The organism is Chitinophaga agri, assembly GCF_010093065.1.
GTDB classification, from domain to species: Bacteria; Bacteroidota; Bacteroidia; order Chitinophagales; family Chitinophagaceae; genus Chitinophaga; species Chitinophaga agri.
The window spans coordinates 4,185,288-4,202,453 of the sequence record NZ_CP048113.1 but is presented as its reverse complement, the minus strand read 5'-3'; the positions used below and the strand labels follow the sequence as shown (position 1 = coordinate 4,202,453).

The 17,166-nt window shown below is 47.9% G+C and carries 9 protein-coding genes; 1 reads left to right on the top strand and 8 read right to left on the bottom strand.

Features of this window, described 5'->3' with window-relative positions:
• Window positions 1-3: 3 nt before the first annotated feature.
• The 3 genes from pbpC to GWR21_RS16620 all read right to left on the bottom strand — a co-directional run bounded on the left by pbpC (window position 4) and on the right by GWR21_RS16620 (window position 9,644).
• The gene (pbpC, locus tag GWR21_RS16630) at window positions 4-2,397 is read right to left on the bottom strand and encodes a penicillin-binding protein 1C (protein WP_162332839.1); all 2,394 of its coding nucleotides are present in this window, start codon (window positions 2,395-2,397) and stop codon (window positions 4-6) included.
• Window positions 2,398-2,498: 101 nt separating this feature from the next.
• Window positions 2,499-8,003, bottom strand: a complete 5,505-nt coding sequence (locus tag GWR21_RS16625; RefSeq protein ID WP_238429838.1) for an alpha-2-macroglobulin family protein — start codon at window positions 8,001-8,003, stop codon at window positions 2,499-2,501.
• 138 nt (window positions 8,004-8,141) lie between these two features.
• Window positions 8,142-9,644, bottom strand: coding sequence for an ATP-binding cassette domain-containing protein (locus tag GWR21_RS16620; protein ID WP_162332837.1), 1,503 nt, complete (start codon window positions 9,642-9,644; stop codon window positions 8,142-8,144).
• Window positions 9,645-9,800: 156 nt separating this feature from the next.
• Between GWR21_RS16620 and GWR21_RS16615 the strand changes: the two genes are divergently transcribed.
• Entirely contained in the window at window positions 9,801-10,262 is a 462-nt protein-coding gene (locus GWR21_RS16615; protein WP_162332836.1) for a GNAT family N-acetyltransferase, read from the top strand.
• 79 nt (window positions 10,263-10,341) lie between these two features.
• On the opposite strand, the gene GWR21_RS16610 is transcribed toward GWR21_RS16615, so the two are convergent.
• The 5 genes from GWR21_RS16610 to fabF form a co-directional block, all read right to left on the bottom strand.
• Window positions 10,342-11,187 carry a DUF6048 family protein gene (locus tag GWR21_RS16610; RefSeq protein WP_162332835.1) on the bottom strand — a complete coding sequence of 282 codons (846 nt, stop codon included), beginning with the start codon at window positions 11,185-11,187 and terminating at the stop codon, window positions 10,342-10,344.
• The gene (locus tag GWR21_RS16605) at window positions 11,153-11,632 is read right to left on the bottom strand and encodes a DUF6452 family protein (protein ID WP_162332834.1); all 480 of its coding nucleotides are present in this window, start codon (window positions 11,630-11,632) and stop codon (window positions 11,153-11,155) included. The genes GWR21_RS16610 and GWR21_RS16605 overlap by 35 nt, the downstream gene beginning before the upstream one ends.
• Window positions 11,633-11,730: 98 nt before the next feature.
• Complete coding sequence (gene uvrA / locus GWR21_RS16600) at window positions 11,731-14,607, bottom strand: excinuclease ABC subunit UvrA (protein ID WP_162332833.1); 2,877 nt, start codon at window positions 14,605-14,607, stop codon at window positions 11,731-11,733.
• A 90-nt stretch (window positions 14,608-14,697) separates the two neighbouring features.
• Window positions 14,698-15,579: a hypothetical protein gene (locus GWR21_RS16595; RefSeq protein ID WP_162332832.1), complete on the bottom strand. Its 882-nt coding sequence runs from the start codon at window positions 15,577-15,579 to the stop codon at window positions 14,698-14,700.
• Between the two features lie 322 nt (window positions 15,580-15,901).
• Complete coding sequence (fabF, locus tag GWR21_RS16590) at window positions 15,902-17,164, bottom strand: beta-ketoacyl-ACP synthase II (protein WP_162332831.1); 1,263 nt, start codon at window positions 17,162-17,164, stop codon at window positions 15,902-15,904.
• Window positions 17,165-17,166: the final 2 nt, after the last annotated feature.

Here is a 17,166-nt window from a genome sequence, read left to right as displayed (position 1 = left end):
CGCTTAGTCGTCTCCTTTTTTTGCCAGTATCTCAAACGGTACGCGTACCTGTACCCCCTGCTCGTCTACCAATGTAAGCATATGCTTACCTGCTGCAGGATGTAAGGCCATCTGATGAAACTCCTGCGTTTCTCCCAGGTAGTTGTCATCCATATGCCAGTAGATCTTTTCTGCTGTATTACGGTGCGTAGCCGTGAATACCGCCTCTCCTGGTTTACCATCTATCTCTATGGGTACATAAATACGGGCATTCGGCCTTGGATAGATCACTTCCATCGGAGCTTTATCCTGTTGCAGGGTTGCCAGGCATTCCTGTTTATACGGTGGTAACGGTAAATAGTTATGTTTTGTGCGATAGTAAAATTCCATTGCTGGTGGTAAGATGAACCACGGTACGTGCTGCATCTGAGAAGGTGATTCACAGTCAGCCGTAACCCTCCATAGACCTGTATGATCCAGGTGTACCAGCTGGTGATAAGGGCAGAGTCCTGAGCGGAGCCCGGCGACTGGTACAGCAATAGAATCTTTCTCCGGACAAAGATCGCTTGCCCGGTAGCCGCTTTGCCGGCACACTTCTATCCGCTGTAATTTGTCGTACGGTGGGGTGAACCAACTGCCGGTATGTAGTAACCGGAATATGTCAAACATCACGGGCGCTGCGGTCGACACACCCAGCAAGCCCGGTCTTCCTTCTCCATCTGCATTGCCTATCCACACGCCCACTACGAATTGTGGTGTTACACCTATCGCCCAGCCATCTCTGAACCCAAAGCTGGTACCGGTTTTCCAGGCTACCCGCTGCGAAGAGGAGAATTGCTGCCATAATAGTTCCTCCCCCGGTCGCATCACTTCTTCCATCGCCTGAAAAGTATACCAGATAGCGCCAGCGTCTAGTATGCCTGTCCCGGAGGGTGCTGATTGGGAGACGCGTTTCGTACCCTGCCGGTAATTAGGAGCATGTATATCGTCAGCATCATACTTGCCGTTGTATTGCTCCTGATGTAATAATGTGCGGGCCATGCTGGCGTACATACCAGTCAGTTCCCATAACGTAGACTCTCCCCCACCCAGGATCAGTGATAATCCGTAGTGATCGGCGGGCTGTGTTAATGTCGTCATGCCCAGCTTCTTCAACAGTGTATGCAATCTTTCATAACGGTATTGCTGTAACATTCTCACGGCAGGTATATTCAGCGAGCGCGCCAGTGCCTTACTGGCTGGTACCGCCCCGTCATAACCCAGGTCGAAGTTCTGAGGCGTGTACCCTGCTATCTGTGTGGGAATATCTGCTACCAGCGAATGTGGCAGGATCATACCGTCAGTCAGCATTGCTGCGTAGAGAATAGGTTTCAATGTACTGCCCGGACTACGGGGTGCCTGTATGATATCAACATGGCTTTCTGTTTCAGGATCTTCCGGATGATAGACATTTCCCACATAAGCCAGTGCATCGCCGGTTTCCACATCCAGTACAACCGCTGCCGCGTTGTTGATGCCATTGGCTTTATAAATACTATGGTAACGCTCAATGATGCCACCTACGTTTCTTTGCAACCCTGCGTCAAGCGTAGTTCTGATACGTGTGACCGCTTTATGGTCTTTTGCTTTCTGAGCTGGATAATCTCTGCGAAAGCGATCGAGTAAGTGTGGTGCATCCTGTGGTAAGGCCTTCGGCTGATCGGGTAATGGTTCCAGTTTAGCCAGCTGGCAGGTCACACTATCTATCGTTTCATTGTGCCACAGTCTTTCCAGCAGCTGATTTCTTTTACGGAGTAAGGTTTGCCGGTTACGACCCGGGTGTACTAACGCGGGGCTATTAGGTAATACGGCCAGTGCCGCCGTTTCTCCCCAGGATAATTGTGCCGCACTACGACCATAATATCGCCATGCGGCAGCTTCCAGCCCCACTACATTCCCACCGAAAGGCGCATTGCCTGCATATAGAGAAAGAATACTTTTCTTCGAATAGGAAAATTCCAGTCTGGTAGCCATAACTGCTTCTATCAGTTTCTGGAGGATGTTCCGGTCTCTGTTACGTGACAGGCGCATTACCTGCATCGTCAGTGTACTGCCGCCGCTTACTACTCTTTTACTACTTAGGTTCTGTTTGATGGCACGTCCCAGTGCCAGTACATCCACTCCCCAATGGTGATAAAAGCGTTTGTCCTCATATGCGACGATACAGGCAGCGAATTTTTCAGGGACCTGTTTGTCTGCCGGAAAACGCCATTGTCCATCCGTGGCGATCGTCGCACTCAGCAGTTCCCCATTACTGTCTTCGATGACAAACGAGGTCGGAGTGGTGAACAGACGGGAGGGGATGCAGCATATATAGAGTATCAGGAGGATGGTTAAAGCGATGAGCCACCATTTTCGTTTTCGGAACCAGGAACGCATGAGGCGAAATTAATAATTAGTAATTAGTAATGAGGTGATCTGAATAAAGAAGGCGTCCACTGACAGTGAACGCCTTTTTTTCTGCTAATGATTATTACTCATCACTTCACTACTTCCACCCATTTACCAGGCTGGAATGCATGGATCGTATTATCATACATCGCTTCACAGGATACTGCCGGCAGATAATATCTACCGAGGTAAGCCGCGTTCAGCAGGACATTGTAAGTGTAAGTCTTGTTCTCTTCGATATTGAAGTAAGTGTACACCCTGTCATCACGAATGTCTTTGTAAGTAAATGGTGAAGAACGGAAGGTACTGTCATTTTCCATCAGGCGGGTGTTGATGATCTCCCAGCCGCTCGGGAATATTTCAGTCAGTGCCATCTGTTCATAGTAGCCGCGTTTACCCGGGTTGCGGATAGTCACAGTTGCCATGAAGTCTGCACCCTGACGGAGGGAAGCAGGATCGAGCACCTTACCATCACGGGTACTGTATTTCACCTGGATATCCAGTACATCAGGATTGTTAGGAATGTTTGGTTCCTGACCGGCATCCGGACGGCCCTGCAGGATCAGGCGGGTATACAGTACATTTTGTCCCCTGTTCTGAATGCTGATATTGCCTTCTGCACCGGTTACATTCACAGGTACCTGCGTTACATAAGAGCTGGCATTCACAGTATTGCTGCTGCCGTTCATATTGTAACTGAACGAGATCTTGTTACCACTGGTGTTTACACCACAATACTTAGCTACTGCGATCAGTGCATAGGCAGTGGTCTGTGTGCTGTACCAGCTCTCCTGAGACAGGTTAGCTGCGATCGTTTGTAACAGGTCATTTGCACGGTTACGCTGGCCGAGGATGGTCAGTGTCTCCAGGATCATTGCTTTGTCACGCAGGTCTGAACCAAATGTGCCACCCAGCTGATTGTACGGTTTCACATCTGTAGACAGTGGTTTTACCAGGCTGTTAGCCAGTTCTGGCTGACCGGCCAGTTTGTAGGCCGCCGCCAGTCTCCACTTCGCTTCGTTAGACAGGTATTTAAATTCTTTCAGACGGTTCATGGCACCCAGTTCTGGCACTTTCGCCAGGGCCAGCAGGTAGAGGCGATATGCCTGTGTAAGATCGCCACCATAGAAGTTGGTGGTAGATGGTGCCCAGGAGCCTGCCTTGTTACGCTGGTATTTCTTCCATTGGTCAAGCATACTTGCCGGCAATTCATAGCCTTTTGCCTGTGCTTCCAATAGGAAATGACCCGCATAGTTAGTTCCCCATTCGTCCGCCTGTGCGGCGCCCGGCCAGTAGCTCAATCCTCCGTCGGAAGTCTGGAAGCCTTTCAGTCGTGCGATACCGGCTTTGATATTTTTCTCAATATTTGCCAGTTCTGCCGGCTTCAGGTCCATCAGCTGGTTCAGTGCCAGTTGCGGGAATACGCTGGAGGTGGTCTGTTCCACACATCCATGCGGATACTGGATCAGGTAGCCCAGGCGTTTTGCCAGGTTCAGAGACGGAATAGTGGAAACTTCCAGGACACCCGTATTAGTGCCCGCCATACCAGCAGGTCTGTAGGCGGTGCTCCAGCTTTGACCTGCCTGAAGGGTAGCTTCCTGAACAGTGGTGATCACCGGATTCGGATTGCGTACTTCGAGTTCAGTTTCCTCTTCTGCTTTAGCAGCACCGCTGGTAGCGGTCACTTTTACTTTAGCTATACCTACCTGCGGTCTTACACGTACATCGAAGTATACGATCTGTTCACCAGGCTGTGCGAAGGTGACTGTTTTAGTGCGTTCACCCACCACTTCCAGCAGCGGGCTGGTAGCCAATGTAACTTTAGTGTTACGGATATTGTTTTCCATGCCGAATACAGTTACTGGCAGCTGTATGGTTTCTGATGGGCCTAATACACGTGGTAACGTGGTGAGCAGCATCAGCGGCTTTTTAACAGCGACTGCTTTTTCGGCGGAGCCATAAGCACCGTCCTGTCCTGCAACTACCATCGCTTTCACTGAACCTACGTAAGGAGGTAGTTTGAAATTATGGGTTTGTTTACCACCCTTGGATGTGAATGGTCCCATGAATATCACAACCGGTTTGAAACGGTTCGCTTTGGCTGTACCAGCGTTTTTATTCAGTCCCTCGTCACCACCAATGCTCAGGATGCGCTCCATATCGCCACCCCATGCACCGATCACAAAGTCGTAGAGGTCCCAGGTCTTCACGCCAAGTGCTTCACGTGCATAGAATGCGCTGTGCGGATCAGGTGTTTTAAAGCGGGTCAGGTCCAGCAGCCCTTCGTCCACCAATGCGATGGTGTAGGTCATTGGTTTGCCGTTTGCTTCTGATACAGTGATGCTGGCATTTTGCTCAGGTTCCAGTTTGTCAGGCATGGAGATCACTGGTTTCAGGACGGTATTGGCGTCGTTGATAGTGATCGGGATCACACCGTACATACGGATCGGGAGGTCGTTTGCGGTCTGTGCATGTTTCTGCAGCAAGCTTACATTCACATAGATGTTAGGAGACATTTCCTTTTCAGCCTTGAACTTGTAGACAGTCTGTCCTTTCTCGGTATTGATCCAGAAAGTTTTCAGCACCTTACTACCGCTCTCAATGCTTACCAGCCCGCGGCCTCCTTCGCTGCTTGGCATGGTCAGGGTGATATCGTCACCTACATTATACTGAGGTTTATCAGATGTAAATACCAGCATAGATGCTTCAGAAGGATTTTCTTTCTGTACCCTTTCTGCCCATCCCGGCCAGTCTATATAAACAGTTTGCCCTGTGGTATGTCCGCTTTGCAGGTCTTTTACACGCACGAGATAACGTCCCCAGTCAGGATAGTTGATCTGAAGGTCCCAGGTACCTTTACCACCATGCAGGGTCATTGTTTCTTTTTTCAGTAGCTGATTATAGCTATCCTGCGTAAAGTTGCTGAACTCGTCTTCACCATTCTCATCCCACCACCAGCGCCAGCGTACCTTGTAGAGTTCCACCTGCACTTCCTGGTTGCCGCTAAGCAGATTACCTCTTTCGTCTACATTGACAATGCTGATAGCATGTGGTTTATCGATAAGCAGCATGCCTGTCATGCGGTCGCCTTCCGGTACCCTGATGCCCGCATAAGAAGCAAACGGATTGTAAGGCATGGAGAAATGATCGATACTGAAGTCACCGCCTGGTTCAAAAACTTTGATCTCAAAGCTGGCTTTCAGCTGACCTGGCGCCAGTTTACCCAGTGGAAGATTCACTTTTACCGGCGCGGTACCATTCTCATTCAGACTACTTTCGAAGATGGTTTTACTTTCCGCTTCAAAATGTGTGATCGGATCATCAAAGCGGTAGTGCTGGAAGTTCTTGAAAGCCGTTGTCTGCTGACTGAGTGATACATCTACTTTGGCTTTCAGGTTTTGTGCAGTGGCACCAAACATCCAACGGGCATTAAGTGTTCCTTCTGTCGCATCAGCCTTGGATAAAGTAGTGTTTTTACCGAAGTTCAGGTCTATTTTTAACCTGTTCGGTTTAACAGTCTCGATACGCAGGTTCTTCGTAAATACGGCACCACCTACTTTTACTTTAGCGACCCAGCTACCGGTAGGATCATCCGGATTGGTCGCAGTGGTGAAACTATAGAAACCATTAACAGACTGTAAGGCGTTGAGTTGTCTGTATAGTTGACCTTTCGGATTGTAGAGTTCCAGCGTTACCGGGTGATTGGGTGGTAGTTTCTGTTGTTTATCTTCCAGGATGAAAGACAGGAAGAGGGTATCTCCCGGACGCCATACGCCACGTTCACCATACAGGAATCCTTTGATACCACTTTGTACTTCTTCACCTTTCACATCAAAACGACCCAATGGAAGGGAGTTGCCATCATCGAGTTTCAGATAGCCTCTTTCGTCATCTTTTTTAGCGATGAGCAGGTAAGGTTTACGTTTCAGATCGAAAGTAGCCAGACCATCTCCATCACTTTTGGTTTTGAAGATCACCTGGTTCTGATAGTCAAGCAGTTCCAGTTCTACACCAACCATTGGTTTGGTGTCACGGATATCGGTGACAGCGATGAGCATGCTGTTGTCATTCCCTCTTTTAGCGGTCAGGCCAATATTAGAGGAGAATATGTTGCGGGATGCCCATTTGTCTTTATTGTAGTAAGAGTTCGCACATGGATTGTCCCTTTGTTCCCAGGAGTAGCCATAAGGATAATAGCTGTCATAACGACGCCAGAAATCATCATCTTCGTCGATACTTTCGTTGCTATAATATCCGCCGTAATATTCTTCGTCGCTTTCGTCGCTGGTTGTCTCTCCGGTGGTGGAGGCTGTGATAGTTGAACAACCCAGCAGGGAGTAGGACTTACGGAAACCGATGGTCACGCGGTAAATAGCACCCGGCTCTGTACGCAGCAGTTTTTCCATGTCCAGGAAGAAGCGGTTGCGTTTGTGCAGGTTCAGCGATTTATCATTATCCAGGCGGATGGTTTTTTCAACTACCGGCCGACCTACACGGCGCAGATCCTGGCTACCATCCATGCCATTCTGCTGGAGATACTGCGGGATATTGTTTTCGTAGATCTTAATAATGGTAACGTCAACAGCACTTAGGTTCACAGCTTCAAACGGCATTACCAGTTTGTTACTTTGTGGTAGTATGACGCCTTTCCCGGGAATGGAAACAGATGGCAGGGTATTTTCGAATACTACATTCGCAGAAAAGCTCTGCTCAAGTTTAGCATCTGCTACGCTCAGAATTCCTTCATTGACCACTACGGCATAGTTGCCTTCCAGTCTGGCAGGGCCAAATACCTTTACCTCACTGCCTTCAATGGAGAAGCGGAGATCACTGATGCCACTTATGCCGATCAGACCATCAAGAGATTGTGCGACACTTATGGGATCGGAGAACTGTACAAGCACGTATTGTTCTTCATCTGCCACTGCGCGTACGTCCAGGACTTTAAAGTCAGAGATCGCAGGTACTTCTAAGGTCTTTTTACCTGATACATTGTCCACATTCAGGGGCTTGCCGTCCCAGGAGATCTCCAGGTTACGCGCGCCCTGCCCTTTTTCGGCACGTGCAAGGTTATCGATCGTAAAAGTAGATATTTTATCGGCAGCGTTATGTTGCCAGGTGACAGGCACTTTTTTACCCTGATAGATAGCGGTAACTACTTTTTCTATCTGTTGGGGATCTTCTGTGTCGGCGGTAGCGATCGCGCCTGAGAATGTCATTTTATTCAGGGTGCTGCTGTTGGTCGCTTTGAGGCCATATTCCTCAATGGCGTAGGAAGGTTTGATGACTTTAAATTCAAAGTCAAATTCCTTCACTTCTTTTTCCACCTTCATGACTTTACCCAGTTTAAAGGTCGCCGTGTAGGTTTTGCCCGGCTGGAGGTTAGCGTCTGGTCTGAACTCGACAGTTGTCGCATTCACCCAATAGGCTTTCCCTTTGATGCTGGGGCTGAAATCGAATATCTCTTCTTCAACAGGTTCGTTCTGTGTATGGGTAACATTCACATTACTGGCTAATTGCACCCGGATAGTGCTCTGTCTTGAAATAACACCGGCAGTATAGGCTTCGATGTATTTTGCCAGGGCAGGGTTCATGACTTTTTTTGTGTTTCTACAGGCTGTGATGCACAAGATTGATAGGCATACAGCGAAGGCGGTGACGACCGCCAGACGTTTTTTGGGACCCATGAGGCTTAAATGCTGTTTAAGATATAAAGGTAAACAAATGTATTATTAAGTTAATATTACTCTTCCCTTTTCTAGTTTTAACACCTTGGTAACGGCCGATGGGATCTCTTCCTGGTAGTGTGTAACGAAGATCATGGTCAGGTCCATTACGTTAGATAGGGTATCTATTACGTGTTTAAAATGTTCTTTTTGTTGCTGATCCAGTCCCTGGCAGGGTTCATCAAAAATAAGCAGCGGGGGCTCTTTTACCAGTGCGCGGGCCAGCAGGGTCAGTCGCTGTACACTCTCAGGGACACCTTTGAAGGGTTGTCCGGCGTATGTGCCAATGTCCAGTATATCCATCCATGCAGCGGCATGTGCCTGTTGCTCGGGAGTGCCCTGACGGGTACTGCCTATGATATCGAAAAAGCCAGAGACCACTACCTGCAGACAGTTACTACCTGCCTGGAAGTATTGGTGTAGTTCCGGTGATACGAATCCGATCTTTTTCTTAATATCCCAGATGCTTTCTCCACTGCCTCGTTTACGGTCGAACAGGTAAAGCTGCTGTGCGTAAGCCTGTGGATTATCGCCATTGATCAGGCTGAGCAGGGTCGATTTGCCTGCGCCATTGTGGCCGAGCAGGGCCCATTTTTCATTGGGCTTCACTAACCAGTTAACATCGTCCAGGATTAAATGTTCGCCGTACTGCACTTTTATATGCTCCATGCTGATAATAGTGGTATAAGGAGACGGTGTATTCTTGACGATCGCCCTGATCTTCTCCTCGTCTACTTGCCAGCTTTGTGCGGTCACTGGTTGAGGTATTTGCAGATATTCCTCCCGTGTATACTTTCCGGTTACACGACCTTCATCGAGTGTCATTACATGCGTGATGTGCTCCGGTACTTCAGTTGCTGACGTGACAAGGATAACTGTGGTGCCATTGTCAATAATTTTATTGACCATCTCTGTAAAATGCCTGCGGGTCTGGATGTCCAGTCCGCTGAAAGGATTATCCAGCATGAGCAGCAACGGTTGTTTCAGCAGGGATTTCGCTATCATGACACGACGAGTCTCTCCGTTGGAAAGTTTGATCAGCTCCTTGTCCATCAGCCCGGGAATTTTAAGGGGCTCAAGGATAGGTGTCTGTTCCGGGGCCCCTCCTGATTCTCCGTACAGGTATTCCCGTACAGTCGGGGCATCCGAGGAATCCATACTGTTAAACCGCTGCTGATAGTAGAAGTCGGTCGTCGTATTGGAACGGTTTCTAAATGTATGATGATGGCCTACCAGTGCGAGAAGGTCACGGTAAGTGAAATATGGATCTGTGATAGTATTTGCCTGGCGGTATTCATCGCTGAAGTGATGACGGATGGCGCCATTGATGACATTGAACTTGCCTGCAATGGTACTCAGCAGAGCTGACTTACCAGCGCCACTGGGGCCGGTGATCGCCCAGTTTTCTCCTTTATTAATGTGCCAGTCCAGACCGGTAAAGAGGGTTTTGTCCAGGTAACGAACAGTGATATGCTCCAATGAAAGAAATGGTGTGGCATGGGTACTCATAATGCTATGCTGTTTCTCGTTAATTCGTGCTAATTTATCATTTATTGTGGGAATCGGGGAGATTGTTTTATGAGTAATTACGATGGATAAGGCTGGTTTCCGGAGGCGTTAGTAATTGATTATCTTGCATATGAGAACTAATAAAATCATCTTCTTATGATAACGTGGATTACAAAGACATTTGAAGAGTTGACAACGCAGGAACTGTATGCCTTGCTGCGCCTGCGTAGTGAGGTATTTGTCGTAGAGCAGCAATGTGTGTTTCAGGATATGGATAATGCTGACCAGCTGGCAGTGCATATTATGGGGTATGACGATTCACTGGATAATGAACTGGTAGCCTATACGCGGATTTTTGGTCCGGGTATTAAATTTGATATGTGTTCCATTGGACGGGTAGTGACTTCTTCCCGTGCAAGAGGGAACGGTAGCGGCAGGAAACTGATGGAATATTCTATAGCAACAGTTGAACAACGCTTTGGAAACGTGCCGATCAAGATCGGGGCGCAACAATACCTGGAGCAATTTTACCGTTCGCTTGGATTTGAGCAGAGTAGTGAGATGTACCTGGAGGACGATATTCCGCACATTGAAATGATCCGCGAAGTGCAGGCATAAGCATCATCATACAACATTAAAAAGCCCGTATTTACCTGTCAGGTGACTGTAAATACGGGCATATATATTTTCAGGAAGGTCAGCGATTCTTTTTCTCTTCTTTTCTCTTCTGTTTTTCCATTCTTTTTGTCTCATTGATCCGCAGCTTATACAGCGGAAGATAGTAAGACAAGGTATAAGTCATGTCAAACTGGGAGTTTTTAGAACCGCTACCAAATCCGGGTATAACGATTGGACTTAATCCATCCGGAGAATTTTTGCTAAGCAGGATCTTCTCACGTACTGCCCATCCCAGGAAGAAGTTTGGTAATGCTTCCACACGCATACCGAAGGTTAATTCGATCCAGTGTGCGGTCATATTGGTTTTAGGCACAGACCCCGGTTGTTCTGTATCCCAATAGCCGTTACGGATGTTATAGGCAGGTACTTCGTAGGTATTACGGGCAAATCCGTAGCGAAGACCCCCGTATACCATATTCTTTTCGTTGGGATCTTTCTTTTTCAGGAAGTCGTAGTCAATACCAATGATCGCGTATTGTCCATTTCCTTTGTACGTGTAACTGGTATCGCTGTGAGAAGTGCGGTTATAGCCCACTTCTGCTGCTGCGTACAGCTTTCTGGTAAGGCGTATATCCCCCTGAATGGCAATATCCGTTCTGTATGGCTGGAAAAAGTGAATGATAAACCTGCTGATATCCACACCCAGGCGCAGACCGCCGCCAGTCACATAGATGGAGTCTTTCTGTGGCGGGGTCAATGCAGGTGTCGTCTGCTTTCCGTCCTTACGGAGCGCGGAAGTATCTGTAAGTATCGGTTTGATACTGGTATCTCGTACCGCTGGCGCGGGTTTTACCTGTGCCTGTACGGCTTGTGAGAACAGGCCGGCGAGACTAATAGATAAAGAACAAAGAAATGTGCGTATCATTCGTACTGTTTACTTCCTTATTGTTAATGTGTAGAGAATCAATGGTATTATGTGTTGTGATCACCGTGTCAAGTGTGAAGAAGGTGGCGAATCCACATCCGGCTGAAACGAAGCTGGGTTTTCGCTTGTATCTGAAGGTCAGCGTATCAGGTGTAGCGATCGAATCCAGCTGCAGGTAAAATCTGCAGGTATCGTTTGCCGGGTCAAGTGCCGTGAATATACTGTTTCTTGGCTGACGTTTGACAAGAACAGAGTCATTGCCGATGGCGTAGAAGGTCACTTTAGGCCAGGTAGTGTCTTTGACCAGGTATCCGTTCAGTGTATCTTTCTTAAAGTTCATGCCCAGGTCACTGATGAGTGTCTGGTCGCAGGTCTTCGTTTCATCTTCGCAGGCAGCAAATACTGAGAGGAACAGTATTGCAATAATCCCAGAAATATATTTCATGTCCGCAAATTACGAGTTCCTGATTATAAGTTCCGCTTTCTGCCGGTGAAATTAATCACCTGCGGAAAGCGGACGTATATTAAGAGATATGTATGTAATTAATTATTCAGCTCCATTTTCAGAAAGCGGGCTGTATGACTTCCTTTACAGTCAGCCACCTGTTCTGGTGTACCACTACAAAGGATCGTACCGCCGCCGGCACCCCCTTCCGGACCAAGGTCCACGATGTGGTCGGCCATTTTGATGACGTCAAGGTTATGTTCAATTACCAGGACTGTATTGCCACGGTCTACCAGTTTATTCAGTACGTTCAGGAGCAGCTGGATATCCTGGAAGTGTAGACCAGTGGTCGGTTCATCCAGGATATAGATGGTTTTACCGGTATCTTTCTTGGATAGTTCAGTAGCGAGTTTTACACGTTGTGCTTCACCACCGGAGAGTGTCACGGCCGATTGCCCCAGCGTGATATACCCTAGCCCAACATCCTGTAACGTTTTGATCTTACGGTAAATGTAGCTGACTGGCTGGAAGAATTCAACAGCCTCGTCCACCGTCATATCGAGTACATCTGAGATGGATTTACCTTTATAGCGGATTTCCAGGGTTTCCCGGTTATAGCGGCGTCCGTTACATTTTTCACAGTGTACGTATACGTCCGGCAGAAAATTCATCTCTATGACACGCATACCACCACCTTCACATACTTCACAGCGGCCGCTTTTTACGTTGAAAGAGAAGCGTCCCGCATTATATCCCCTGATCTTGGCCTCTGGTACCTGCGAGAACAGCTGACGGATATCTGTAAAGAATCCACAGTAGGTGGCAGGGTTACTCCTCGGCGTACGGCCGATCGGTGACTGGTCTATTTCGATTACTTTATCGATATTCTCCAGGCCTTTGATGCTTTTGTAGGGCATTGGCTCCAGTTTGGAGTCGTAGGCATGTTTGCTAAGGATCGGATAGAGTGTTTCATTGATCAGGGTAGATTTTCCGCTGCCGGAAACGCCGGTAACGCAGATGAATACGCCTAAAGGAAACTTCACGCTGACATTCTTCAGATTATTGCCGGTAGCGCCTTTTAGTTCCAGGGTCTTGCCATTGCCTTTCCGGCGCTCAGCAGGAACAGGTACTACGCGTTTGCCATTCAGGTAACCGGCTGTAGGCGTATCCAGTTTAAGGATCTGTTTGGGCGTGCCTTGAGCAATGATCTGGCCACCGTGTATACCAGCACCAGGGCCTATATCTACCAGGTAGTCGGCATGGAGCATGATATCTTTATCGTGTTCTACGACGATCACCGTATTGCCCATTTCCCGCAGGTTACGGAGGGCGTCGATCAGCTGCATGTTATCACGCTGATGCAGACCAATACTCGGTTCATCCAGAATATAGGTGATACCCATTAACTGGGAGCCGATCTGTGTAGCCAGGCGGATACGCTGGCTTTCTCCTCCACTCAGCGTACGTGTGGAACGGTACAGTGTGAGATAATTCAGGCCTACGTTAAGCAGGAAGCCAAGTCGTTCGCGAATTTCCTTGAGGATGTCTTTGGCGATGACGTTTTGCTTTTTATCCAGCCGCTTTTCCACATCTTTGAACCAGTCCTGTAATTTGTCCAGGTCCATGCTACCCAGTTCTGCAATGTTCTTTTCATCCACTTTGAAAAAGAGGCTTTCTTTTTTCAGGCGGGTGCCATTACACTCAGGACAGGTATGCAGTTTCATGAAGCTTTCTGCCCAGTTGCGTACGGCATCGGAAGATGTATCGTTAAAATAGCGGCGTACGGTATTGATCACCCCTTCAAACTCGGTGGCGTAAGCAGTCTCTGTACCGTCTCCAAATTCCATGTCCATTTCCAGTTTGCCGTTCTCGTCCCCGAAAAGGAGGAGGTTCAGTGCTTTTTGTGGCAGGTCGGATATTGGTGCCGTCAGAGAGAACTTATGTTTCCTGGCGAGTGACTGTACCTGTTTGAAGGTAAAGGTGTCACGCGCCTCGCCCAGTGGCGCTAAGCCGCCATCGTTCAGGGAGATGGAGTAGTCGGGGATGACCGCCTCCATGTCTATCTGGTAGATGGTGCCGAGACCTTTACATCGCGGACAGGCACCGTAGGGAGAGTTAAAGGAGAAGGTGTTGGGAGATGGCTCTTCGTAGGAAAGGCCGGTATCCTCGCACATGAGTTGTTTACTGTACTGACTGATCTTTCCGCTATCATTATCCATAATGAACAGCAGGCCTTTACCCATCTGCAGCGCTTTTTGTACGCTCTGGCTGATACGGGTACGGGCATCATCAAGTACCTGTACGCGGTCCACAACGAGTTCAATATCGTGTATTTTGTAACGGTCTACCTGCATGCGCTCTTTAAGGTCAAGGATCTCACCATTGACACGCACTTTGAGATAGCCCTGTTTACGCAGCTGTTCGAACAATTCCCGGTAATGACCTTTACGTCCGCGGATGAGCGGAGCAAGTACAACCAGTTTCTTTTTCGGATAATTTTTGAACATATGCTCCAGGATCTCCTCCTCTGAGAAACGGGTCATACGTTTGCCTGTATTATAGGAATAGGCAAGACCGACACGCGCGTAGAGAAGGCGGAGGAAGTCATATATTTCCGTGATCGTTCCTACAGTGGAACGGGGATTCTTATTGGTAGTTTTCTGTTCGATGGAAATAACCGGAGATAGACCAGTGATCTTATCCACATCGGGTCTTTCCATGTCACCAATAAACTGGCGGGCATATGCGGAGAAGCTTTCCATATATCTCCGTTGACCTTCGGCATAGATGGTATCAAACGCAAGGGATGATTTTCCGCTTCCGCTAATGCCTGTTATGACTACCAGTTTATTCTTGGGTAATTGCAGGTCCAGATTTTTCAGGTTATGCGCCCGGGCCCCAAACACTGCTATATGGTCATCTGCCATGATCTGCACCGGATCAGGCGTAATTACATTCTCTTTCTTCTTTGCCATATCAGTTTAAAAAGCCGTGGTACACGGGAATGTACCACGGTCTATTTTAGACTACTAAACTACGGCATAATTACGAGTTTACTAAAAAATTTAGTGTGACTTTTGAGTAATATGCTGATTATCACCGGGGCAATGCCAGACGGTACGGGTCTGGATCAATTGGTCTGAATCATACAGTGTAAAGACATAACTGGTTACATAGCCATCCGCATTAATGACCTGGTTTATAAACTGCCGGTCATAGTTCGGATACCGGAAGTTGTTAACGGCCCTTACTAGTTTATGATGAGGGGTGAGATCGAGATAGCCCATATAATGCAGGTACTCGAGTTCGGTGAAGATGCCGATCCAGCCATCGATCATATACGCTGCCCCTTTTATAGGAGTGCTGTAATCGTACGTAAATTCAACCATCGTTTCGCCGGTTTTTCTATAAATGTACCGGAGCAGGTTACCATGATGATCATAGATGAGGTCATAGAACTGTCCGCGGACGGAGTCTTCATAGGCCACCAGCTGATCTTTGTGGTTGTAATGGTAATACTGCACGTAGTTGGAAGGACCATTGAGTAGTCGTTTCAATGCTGTTTTTACAGGCAGCCCCCTGCTGTTCAGATCCACGATCAGCACGGTGTCCAGGGTAGCTGAATCCAGTAGGAAGGCTTTGTTGCCCTGTTTACTGAATGTAGACACAGACTGGAATACCGGGTTAGGGTTGTCTATGTTCACGTAGAGCGTTTGTAGCCTGCCTTGCCAGTCATACGTCTTAGTGAACTTGTAAGGCCGGATGAAGGGAGACGGATAATAATTGGTAGTGTCCAGGTACCAGCCTTCAAGACTTTGGGCGTCGCATTGGCAGGAAGGGCTGCCGGGACCGGGCCACGGGTGATCGTCTTTTTTACAGGCAGCCAGTAAGATGCACAATGCAGTGAGTACGTACAATGTACGTAATGGGGTGAATAAAGCTAGCATGATAGTTTTGTTTTTTTGATGTTTAACCGGGAATTTGGGATAACGAGGTTCGTCTAATGTCTGAGGTTATTCTTTCGTGCTCGAAGTTAGGGGATTAAGTGAGGCGTTCGTCTTACGCCACCGGATATTTGTTTTCTTAAATTATGGTGATTTGCATGTTTATCTGTATGACAGTGGGCAAGGAGATGCTTCATTCAATACCAATGTAGTAAGCTTGTGATAAGCCCACTTTAACGATATACGCTAACGTATGAGCAATAAAAAAGCGAACTACGACAGCCGGAGCAGTGTAATTCGCCTTTTTTATAAAATGTAAGGTAGATTAACCTTTGTATTTCTTAAATACCACGATCGCGTTGTGACCTCCGAAACCGAAAGTATTGCTCATTGCAACATTTACGGTACGTTCCTGTGCCTTACCGATAGTCAGGTTCAGGTTGGTTGGGATGCCTTCACCAAGGGTGGTAGTGTTAATGGTCGGCGGAACGATATCGAACTGAGTCGCTTTGATACAAGCGATCGCTTCAATAGCGCCAGCAGCACCCAACAGGTGTCCGGTCATAGATTTTGTAGCAGAGATATTTACTTTGGTAATATGATCGCCGAACACGCCGGTGATACCTTTCAGCTCGCTCACATCGCCCAGTGGTGTGGAAGTAGCGTGTGCGTTGATATAATCAACATCTTCAGGTTTCAGATCAGCATCTTCCAGTGCTCTTTGCATACCAAGGCGTGCACCCAGACCTTCAGGATGGGTTGCAGTCAGGTGATAAGCATCTGCGGTCATAGCACCACCTACCATTTCAGCGTAAATGGTAGCACCTCTCTTTACTGCATGTTCGTATTCTTCGAGGATGATCGCACCAGCACCTTCGCCCATTACGAAACCATCACGGTCAGCGTCGAAAGGACGGGAAGCAGTCGCGTGATCGTCATTTCGGGTAGAAAGGGCTTTGAGGGCATTGAAACCTGCGATACCCGCGCGTGTTACAGGCGCTTCAGAACCACCGGCCACAATGGCGTTTGCTTTACCAAGACGGATATAGTTGAATGCATCTACCAGGGCGCTGCTGGAAGAAGCGCAGGCAGATACAGTGCAATAGTTCACGCCCATGAATCCGTATTTCATGGAAATCTGACCAGCCGCGATATCGGAGATCAGTTTCGGAATAAAGAAAGGATTGAATTTAGGAACGAAATTACCCTGGGTAAATTCTACGATCTGGTCTTCGAAGGTCTGCATACCGCCGTTACCAGAAGCCCAGATTACACCAATTTGGGTCTTATCCACACCGTCCAGGTGAAGGCCTGCATGTTCAACAGCTTCCTGAGCAGCTACCATAGCATACTGAGTAAACATGTCCATTTTGCGAGCTTCTTTCTTCTCCATGAACTTTTCTATATCAAAACCTTTCAGTTCGCAAGCGAACTTAGTTTTAAACTCCGTAGTATCAAAACGGGTAATAGGACCAGCACCACCGGTACCAGATTTCAGACTATTCCAGAATGTGTTTACATCGTTTCCGATAGGCGTTAAGGCCCCCAGCCCGGTAACCACAACCCTTTTTAACGTAACAGTGCGCATAA

Excerpts from the sequence above, each read along its gene's own strand:
- fabF (WP_162332831.1), bottom strand. The coding sequence starts at position 17,164 with ATGCGCACTGTTACGTTAAAAAGGGTTGTGGTTACCGGGCTGGGGGCC.
- uvrA (WP_162332833.1), bottom strand. The coding sequence starts at position 14,607 with ATGGCAAAGAAGAAAGAGAATGTAATTACGCCTGATCCGGTGCAGATC.
- pbpC (WP_162332839.1), bottom strand. The coding sequence starts at position 2,397 with ATGCGTTCCTGGTTCCGAAAACGAAAATGGTGGCTCATCGCTTTAACC.
- GWR21_RS16615 (WP_162332836.1), top strand. The coding sequence starts at position 9,801 with ATGATAACGTGGATTACAAAGACATTTGAAGAGTTGACAACGCAGGAA.
- GWR21_RS16620 (WP_162332837.1), bottom strand. The coding sequence starts at position 9,644 with ATGAGTACCCATGCCACACCATTTCTTTCATTGGAGCATATCACTGTT.
- GWR21_RS16625 (WP_238429838.1), bottom strand. The coding sequence starts at position 8,003 with ATGAACCCTGCCCTGGCAAAATACATCGAAGCCTATACTGCCGGTGTT.
- GWR21_RS16610 (WP_162332835.1), bottom strand. The coding sequence starts at position 11,187 with ATGATACGCACATTTCTTTGTTCTTTATCTATTAGTCTCGCCGGCCTG.
- GWR21_RS16605 (WP_162332834.1), bottom strand. The coding sequence starts at position 11,632 with ATGAAATATATTTCTGGGATTATTGCAATACTGTTCCTCTCAGTATTT.
- GWR21_RS16595 (WP_162332832.1), bottom strand. The coding sequence starts at position 15,579 with ATGCTAGCTTTATTCACCCCATTACGTACATTGTACGTACTCACTGCA.